This is a genomic window from Streptomyces sp. NPDC002537 (assembly GCF_053594975.1).
Map to the genome: position 1 here is coordinate 130363 of NZ_JBSFWT010000009.1, position 8066 is coordinate 138428.

Annotated in this window: 7 protein-coding genes; 4 read left to right on the forward strand and 3 right to left on the reverse strand. The window is 73.7% G+C overall.

Going from position 1 to position 8066, the window contains the following annotated elements:
• Positions 1–182 precede the first annotated feature (182 nt).
• From ACWD4A_RS07055 to ACWD4A_RS07065, 3 genes are read left to right on the forward strand one after another with little or no spacing between them, the layout of a single operon-like run.
• Entirely contained in the window at positions 183–1892 is a 1710-nt protein-coding gene (locus ACWD4A_RS07055) for an ATP-binding protein (protein WP_451190398.1), read from the forward strand.
• Between the two features lie 47 nt (positions 1893–1939).
• Positions 1940–2563, forward strand: a complete 624-nt coding sequence (locus ACWD4A_RS07060) for a response regulator (RefSeq protein WP_451190413.1) — start codon at positions 1940–1942, stop codon at positions 2561–2563.
• Positions 2564–2582: 19 nt separating this feature from the next.
• Positions 2583–3065 carry a pyridoxamine 5'-phosphate oxidase gene (locus ACWD4A_RS07065; RefSeq protein ID WP_451190399.1) on the forward strand — a complete coding sequence of 161 codons (483 nt, stop codon included), beginning with the start codon at positions 2583–2585 and terminating at the stop codon, positions 3063–3065.
• A 7-nt stretch (positions 3066–3072) separates the two neighbouring features.
• Here the strand turns inward: ACWD4A_RS07065 and ACWD4A_RS07070 are convergent, their stop codons facing one another.
• Positions 3073–3654, reverse strand: a complete 582-nt coding sequence (locus ACWD4A_RS07070; protein ID WP_451190400.1) for a phosphatase PAP2 family protein — start codon at positions 3652–3654, stop codon at positions 3073–3075.
• 184 nt (positions 3655–3838) lie between these two features.
• Here ACWD4A_RS07070 and ACWD4A_RS07075 point away from each other — a divergent pair, with 184 nt between their 5' ends.
• Positions 3839–4657 (forward strand): hypothetical protein, encoded by an 819-nt coding sequence (locus ACWD4A_RS07075; protein WP_451190401.1) that lies wholly within the window; start codon positions 3839–3841, stop codon positions 4655–4657.
• A 387-nt stretch (positions 4658–5044) separates the two neighbouring features.
• Here the strand turns inward: ACWD4A_RS07075 and disA are convergent, their stop codons facing one another.
• Entirely contained in the window at positions 5045–6169 is a 1125-nt protein-coding gene (disA, locus tag ACWD4A_RS07080) for a DNA integrity scanning diadenylate cyclase DisA (protein WP_451190403.1), read from the reverse strand.
• Between the two features lie 139 nt (positions 6170–6308).
• Positions 6309–7745, reverse strand: a complete 1437-nt coding sequence (radA, locus tag ACWD4A_RS07085; RefSeq protein WP_451190405.1) for a DNA repair protein RadA — start codon at positions 7743–7745, stop codon at positions 6309–6311.
• Between the last annotated feature and the right edge of the window lie 321 nt (positions 7746–8066).

The window sequence follows — 8066 nt, forward strand, 5'->3', positions numbered from 1 at the left end:
CAAGCCTGCGGGCCGCAGGTCAAAGAGCCACGGTCCGCACATCCAGCCCGTCCGGCGTTTGAGGACAAGCGGCGGAGCCGCTTTGGGGGTCTGGGGGTCTCCCCCGGGCGCAACCGGCCCGCAGCCGGGCCATGTGACTTTCGGCAGGGGCGCCCCCGCGCCCACCCCGGTACGGTCGACCGGTGAGCCGCAGATTCCCCCCGACCACGGTGCTCCGCGACACCCTGCTCTGGGTGGCCCTGGCCGCGCCCACGTTCGCCGTGGCCCGGCTCGGGCTGAGCGAACCGCGGCCCTGGTGGCAGGCGGCCGGCGGCGCCGCCGTGCTCGCGGCCGCGGTGGCCGCCTCGCGCCCGCGCCCGGTGCTCGGACTGCTGCTCGCAGCGGCGCTCGGGCTGGCCGCCTCGCCGTCCCTGTTCACGCTCTCGTACGGGCCCGCGCTCGCGGTGCTCGGCTATCTCCTCGGCCGCCGTTCGGCGCGGGCCCGCCCGGCGCTGTACGCGTTCGCGGCGACCGCCGTCGCGGGCACACTGCTCGTCGTCGGCCGGGGCTTCGACCCCGTCGTCGAGTGGCTGGTTCTGATCGGCACCCTGCTCTTCGGGGCGGTCTTCCCCTGGCTGATCGGCCGCTACCGCCGTCAGGACCGCGAGCTGGTGGCCTCCGGGTGGAGCCGCGCGGCGCAGCTGGAGCGCGAGCAGGTGATCGTCGCGGACCGGGCCCGGCTGCGGGAGCGCGCGAGGATCGCGCAGGACATGCACGACTCCCTCGGGCACGAACTCAGCCTGATCGCGCTGCGGGCGGGCGCCCTCCAGGTGGCGCCGGGCCTCGGCGCCGAGCAGCGCGCGGCCGCGGCGGACCTGCGGGAGGCGGCCGCCGCGGCGACGGACCGCCTCCGCGACATCATCGGCATCCTCCGCGACCCCACGACGACACAGGCGGCCCCGGTGCCCCCGCTGACGCCGGTGGACGACACCATTCCGGCGCTGGTGCAGCGCGCGGCCGCCTCGGGCATGACCGTGCGGCTGAGCGTGCGCTCCACGCAGGGGGCGGGGGAGAGCCCCCGGTCCGCCACGGTGCCGGAGCGACCGGCCTCGCCCCCGTCCACGGGCGCGGCCGCCGTGCCCCCCATGATCGAGCGCGCCGCCCACCGCGTCGTCCAGGAAGCCCTCACGAACGCGGCCAAGCACGCCCCCGGCGCGGACGTCGGCGTGACCGTCGAGCACGGCGCGGACGAGACGGTCGTGACCGTCGTCAACGGACCCGTGCCCGCCACGGCCGCCGGTGCCGCCACCGTCGGCGGTGGCACCGGCCTGCTCGGGCTGCGCGAGCGTGCCGCGCTCGCCGGAGGGACCTTCGCCGCGGGACCGTACGAGGGCGGGTTCCGCGTCTCGGCGCGACTGCCGCACACGCCCCCCGCAGTGGAGGCCCGGGGCGGCGGGGCCGACCCCCTCACCGCCGCCTCGGAGGCCGGGGACCTCGACGCGTTCGTCCACGCGCGGCGCGTGTCACGGCGGCGCGTCGTCGTGCCGTTCACCGCCGTCGGAGGGTGCGCCGCCGTCTTCGTCGCGGCCGCCTTCGGCTGGTACGCGTACATCAAGGCGCACTCGGTGCTCAGGCCCGCCGACTACGCCGGGCTGCGCGTCGGCGCGCCGTACACCGCCGTCGAGCCCGTCCTGCCGGACCGGCGCGTGGCCGTCCCGCCGGTCGGACGGTCCGTCGCGGCGCCGCCCGCCGGGGCGCAGTGCCGCTACTACCGGGCCAGCGGCGAGCTCTTCGTCAGCGTCGACCACTTCCGGCTGTGCTTCCGCGACGGGCGGCTGGTGGCGAAGGATCGCGTCCCCCGGGTCGACACGGCCGAGGTCGTGGAACAGGAAGAGAAGGAGTGGGTGCGGTGACAGGGGAGGAGAGGACCATCAAGGTCCTGCTCGCGGACGACGAGGCGATGATCCGGGCGGGCGTACGGGCCATCCTGGCCGCCGACCCCGGCATCGAGGTGGTCGCCGAGGCCGCGGACGGCCGGGAGGCCGTGGAGGCGGTCCGCGCGCACCGCCCCGACGTCGCGCTGCTGGACATCCGGATGCCCCGGCTGGACGGCCTCGCCGCGTGCGAGGAGATCCGCCGCACCGCGCCCGGCACTGCCGTCGCGATCCTCACCACCTTCTCCGAGGACGCCTACATCTCCCGCGCCCTCGGCGGCGGGGCCACCGGTTTCCTCCTCAAGTCCGGCGACCCGTACGAGCTGATGGCCGGGGTGCGGGCGGTGGCCGACGGCGGCGCCTACCTCTCCCCGAAGGTCGCCCGGCACGTCATCGCTGAGCTCGGCGGCGAGCGGCTGATGCGCGGGGCCGCCGCCCGCGCCCGGACCGCCGGGCTGACGGCCCGCGAGCGCGAGGTGCTCGCGCTGCTGGGGGAGGGCCTCTCCAACGCCGGGATCGCCCGGCGGCTGCACCTCGTGGAGGGCACGGTCAAGGGCTACGTGAGCGCCGTCCTGGACCGGCTGGAGGTCGGCAACCGCGTCCAGGCCGCGATCGTCGCGTACGAGGCCGGACTGGTCGCCACGGACTGAGCGCGGTGGAATGGGGATCATGACCGAGACGGAGCACCGGCCGCCGCGCGAGATCCTGGCGGCCCTCGACGCGCACACGACCATGACCCTGGCCTACGCCGACGAGGACGGCCCACAGGCGTGTGCCGTCCTCTACGCGCCGGCGGAGGCCCCCGACGGAGGCCCCGCCCTCGTCTTCGTCACCTCGGTCACCACCCGCCACGGCCGCGCCCTCGCCGAGGGCGGGCCCGTGGCCTTCACCGCCCAGCGTGACGGCCAGGTGTGGACCGCCTTGACGGGCCTTCAAGGCCGCGGCGCCTGCCGCCGCTTGGAGGGCGCGGAGCGCGAGGCGGGGTGGCGCGCGTACAGCACGCGCCACCCGTACGTGGACCGGAACGAGCGGCTCAGGCAGGCCATGGAACGGACCGACTTGTGGGAGCTGCGCCCTGGTTGGCTGCGCCTTGTGGACAACGGCCAGGGGTTCGGGCACAAGACGGAGTGGACTCGCCACCCCATCGTGTGAACGGGCGTCACGCCCTGACGAGTACGCTCCAGCGTCCCCCGCGCGCCCGCTCCACCAGCGCCGTGCCGCGGCGCGCCAGCAGCCGCGCGCACAGCAGCGCGACGACGGCGCCGAGGAGCAGGCCGACGGCCACGTCGTGCGGGTAGTGGACGCCGAGGAACACCCGGGAGAAGGCCACCAGCAGCGCCATCGGCACCGCGAGCCAGGCGGCGAGAGGCCGTGCGAGGAGGATGCCGGTCGCGAGGGCGGCGGCGAGCGTCGCGTGGTTGCTGGGGAAGGAGTAGTCGTTCGCGGGCGGGCAGGCGGCGATCGAGGTGACCGCGTGCGCCACCGCCCGGCACGGCCGCGTCTCGTCGACCAGGCTCTTCAGGACCTCGCTGAGGCCGTAGGCGACGGCCGTGGAGACCGGCACCAGCAGCGCGAGCGCGACCCCGCGGGCGCTGCCCCGCCGGGCCCGCCACCAGACCACGACGGCCACCGCCATCAGCAGCAACAGTCCGGCCTGGGTGCCGATTTCCGCGAGAGTGTGCACCCAGCCGGGAGTGCCGTGCGCGTATTCGGTGATGTCACGGTAGAGAGCGTCGTCCATGATCAAGGGAGCGTACGGAAAGTCACCCCCGCGCCACATCCGGCGATCGGCATACGGAGAACCTGACTTTCGTCAGGTTCCGACAAGAGAAAACACGGCCGCCGTGAGCAGATGATAGGAAAATTAGGCACCCGCCCGGCGGGTATTGGCTGGTGCCCTGCCCGATCTCTCGTAGAGTCTTCGCGTGGGATCTCTGCGCAATCCGATCGGGCCGCTTCCCTCCTCCATCTATTGGCGGCGGAGGGCAGTTGCACTTGGCCTGCTCGGCCTTCTCGTACTGCTGGGGTTGTGGGTTCTCGTCCTGGGGGGTGACGGCGGCTCCGGCAGCCATGACCAGGGCAAGAACGGCGGCTCGGACGCGAAGGGTCCGGCCGACACGACGATCACGCCCGGCCCCGTCCCCTCGGGCCCGCACTACAGCCAACGGCCCGGCGGCCGTGGCGACTCGGGGGCGAGCGGCGGTAGCGGCAGTGGCGGTTCCGGTGACCACGCCGACGTGAGCGGGGGAGCGGGCTCCGGCGGCGGTACGGGCGGCTCGGGTTCCGGCGGCAGCGGCGTGCTGGGCACCGGCGACGGCAAGGTCGTCCCCGCGAACTCCTCGCTGCCCGACTGCACGTCAGGTGCCGTGCAACTGGCGGTGCGCAGCGTCAAGGACTCCTACGGGCCCGACGAGAAGCCGAAGTTCGAGATCGTGGTGAAGAACTCCGGCAACAAGGCGTGCAAGGTCGACTTCGGATCGGCGGCGGCCACCCTCACCATCACCGCCACCGGCGACGACCACATCTGGTCCTCCGGCGACTGCCCGCGCGGCAAGGGCGCCGTGCTGATCGAACTCCCCGGCTCGGGCGAGACGAAGCGGACGCTGGAGTGGAACCGCGAGCGCAGCGCCCCGCAGTGCGGGACGCCGTCCGGCGGGGGTGCGGTGGGTGACGGCACGTACCGCGTGGAGGTCAAGATCGCGGGCGTGACCGAAAAGTACGAGTTCACCCTGAACAAGGCCTGACCCCCGGGGCTCCGCCCCGGACCCCGCAACACAGCTTCGCCGCGTTGTCCTCAAACGCCGGACGGGCTGAATTCGCGGACTGTGGCAGCGAACCCGCGGGCCGGTCCCGCAGACTCAAGGCCACGGTCGGCAAAACCAGCCCGTCCGGCGTTTGAGGACGCGGCCGCAGGCCGCCCCCGCCGCTGGGGGTCCCCCCGGCCGAAGGCTGGGGGAGGCAATGGACCCGCAGGCTCAAGGCAACGGTCCGCGAATCCAGCCCGTCCGGCGTTTGAGGACGCTCCCCCAGACTCCGTCCGGGGGACCCCAGCAGGGCGCTCCCGCCGCAGGCGGCCACGGCGGGACAGCCGAAGCCGGGGCGGAACCACTCCGACGTCGTCAGACGCGCGGTCAGACGTACCGTTCCAGGATCGACGACTCCGCCAGCCGCGACAGCCCCTCACGTACCGAGCGGGCCCGCGCCTCGCCCACGCCGTCGACGGTCTGCAGATCGTCGACGCTCGCGGCGAGAAGCTTCTGGAGGCCGCCGAAGTGGTCGACGAGCCGCTCGATGATCGCCCCCGGCAGCCTCGGCACCTTCGCCAGCAGCCGGTACCCGCGCGGGGAGACCGCCGAATCCAGCGTCTCCGGCGAGCCGCTGTAGCCCAGGGCGCGCGCCACGATGGGCAGTTCGAGCAGCTCGGAGTGGGTGAGGGAGTCCAGCTCGGACAGCGCCTCGGGCACCGTACGGGTCCGCTTGGCGGTCGGCTCGGGGACGTAGTCCCGCACGACCAGGTCGCGCTCCGGCTCGACACCGGCGATCAACTCGTCCAGCTGGAGGGAGAGAAGACGGCCGTCCGTGCCCAGCTCGACGACGTACTCGGCGATCTCCGTGGCGATCCGGCGGACCATCTCCAGCCGCTGGGAGACCGCGGTGACGTCCCGGACGGTCACCAGGTCCTCGATCTCCAGGGCGGAGAGCGTGCCGGCGACCTCGTCCAGCCGGAGCTTGTAGCGCTCCAGGGTGGCCAGAGCCTGGTTGGCGCGGGACAGGATCGCGCCCGACTCCTCCAGGACGCGCCGCTCCCCGTCCACGTACAGCGCGATCAGCCGCATCGACTGGCTGACCGAGACGACGGGGAAGCCGCACTGGATGGAGACGCGCTGCGCGGTGCGGTGGCGGGTGCCGGTCTCCTCGGTGGGGATCGACGCGTCCGGCAGGAGCTGGACGCCCGCCCGCACGATCTTGGTGATGTCCTTGTCGAGGATCAGCGCGCCGTCCAGCTTGCAGAGCTCGCGCAGCCGGGTGGCCGTGAACTCCACGTCGAGGACGAAACCGCCCGTGCACATCGACTCGACGGTCTTGTCCATGCCGAGGACGATGAGCCCGCCGGTGTTGCCGCGAAGAATGCGCTCAAGGCCGTCGCGCAAGGCCGTGCCGGGCGCGACGGCGCTCAGCGAGGCGCGCATCAGACCGTCGGCACCGGAGGAACCCCCGGCCTTGCCGGGGCCCGATGCCCGGTCGTTGGCTGCCACTGCACTCCTCCGGTCGCAAGGTCAACGGTGCCGCAGGCCGCCCTGCCGTCCGTACGTACGGGCGAGACCAGGGGAAAGTCTACTGGCGTATTCCGACGCCCAGCCTATTAAAGAGGGCTCTCTTCCGGTTCGGACAGGTTCAGACAGGGCTCTCTTCCGCCAGGGCGGCCGGCCCGGCTTTCCGCCGGTTCTCCCGGGGTACCCGCTTGGGCAGCACTCGAAGCGCCTCGCCTATGTCCGCGACCTCCAGGACCCGCATCCCGCTGGGGATCTTCCCCGGGTCGCCCGGCACCAGCGCGTGGGTGAAGCCCAGCCGGGCCGCCTCCGCCAGCCGCCGCTGCACGCCCGTGACCCGGCGGACCTCGCCCGCGAGCCCCACCTCGCCGATGGCCACCAGGTTCTTCGGCAGCGGGGTGTCACTGGCGGCGCTGGCCAGCGCCAGCGCGACGGCCAGGTCGGCCGCCGGCTCGGACAGCTTCACCCCGCCGACCGTGGCGCTGTAGATGTCCCGCTTGCCCAGGGCGCTGATGCGCCCGCGCTGTTCGAGCACGGCCAGCATCATGGACACCCGAGAGGTCTCCAGACCGGAGGTCGTACGGCGGGGCGAGGGGATCTGCGAGTCGACCGTCAGCGCCTGCACCTCCGCGACCAGCGGACGGCGGCCCTCCAGCGTCACCGTCAGACACGTGCCCGGTACGGGCTCGGCGCGCCGGGTCAGGAACAGGCCACTGGGGTCGGCGAGACCGGTGATGCCCTCGTCGTGCAGCTCGAAGCAGCCGACCTCGTCCGTGGCCCCGTAGCGGTTCTTCACCCCGCGCACCAGGCGCAGCCGGGCGTGCCGGTCGCCCTCGAAGCTCAGCACCACGTCCACCAGGTGCTCCAGCAACCGCGGTCCGGCGATCGCGCCGTCCTTGGTGACATGGCCGACCAACAGCGTCGCCATGCCGCGCTCCTTGGAGGCACGGATCAGCGCGCCCGCCACCTCCCGCACCTGCGCCATGCCGCCCGGCGCGCCGTCGATCTCGGGGGAGGCGACGGTCTGCACCGAGTCCATGACCAGCAGCGAGGGCTTCACGGTGTCGAGGTGCCCGAGGACGGCGGACAGATCCGTCTCGGCGGCGAGATACAGGTGGTCGGAGAGCGCGCCGATCCGGTCGGCCCGCAACCGGACCTGGCTCGCCGACTCCTCACCCGTCACATAGAGGGTGCGGTGCTCCTCGGAGGCGGCCTTCGCCGCGACGTCCAGCAGCAGCGTCGACTTGCCGACCCCGGGCTCGCCCGCGAGCAGCACGACGGCGCCGGGCACCAGCCCGCCGCCGAGGACCCGGTCCAGCTCGTCCACACCCGTGCTGCGCGCGGTCGCCTGACGGCCGTCGACCTGCGCGATCGGCAGCGCGGCCGACGTCACCCGGCCGGGCGCGGTCGTCCGCACGGCGGGCGAACCGTACTCCTCGACCGTGCCCCACGCCTGGCACTCGGGGCAGCGGCCGAGCCACTTGGCCGTGGTCCAGCCGCACTCGGTGCAGCGGTAGGAGGGCCGGTCCTTGGCGGACGAACGAGCGGTACGGGCAGCCATGTCCCTCACGGTATCGGTGCCCACTGACAACCCGGGGTGTGCGGTGTCCTCAAACGCCGGACGGGCTGAATTGTGCGGCCGGGCCCGCAGCTTCAAGGCCACGGTTCGCGCCTGCGGCGGGGGAGCCCCCCGGGCCCCCGACCGCGCTCCGCGCGGTGTCCTCAATCGCCGGACGGGCTGGATTCGCGGACTGTGGCAGCGAACCTGCGGGCCCGGCCCGCAAAATCAGCCCGTCCGGCGTTTGAGGACGCGGCCGCAGGCCGCTCCCGCCGCTGGGGGTCCCCCCGGCCGAAGGCTGGGGGAGGCAACGGACCCGCACCC

Bases quoted from the DNA above. Each gene is read 5' to 3' on its own strand.
- ACWD4A_RS07060 (WP_451190413.1), top strand. From the start codon at position 1,940: ATGATCCGGGCGGGCGTACGGGCCATCCTGGCCGCCGACCCCGGCATC.
- ACWD4A_RS07070 (WP_451190400.1), bottom strand. From the start codon at position 3,654: ATGGACGACGCTCTCTACCGTGACATCACCGAATACGCGCACGGCACT.
- radA (WP_451190405.1), bottom strand. From the start codon at position 7,745: ATGGCTGCCCGTACCGCTCGTTCGTCCGCCAAGGACCGGCCCTCCTAC.
- ACWD4A_RS07065 (WP_451190399.1), top strand. From the start codon at position 2,583: ATGACCGAGACGGAGCACCGGCCGCCGCGCGAGATCCTGGCGGCCCTC.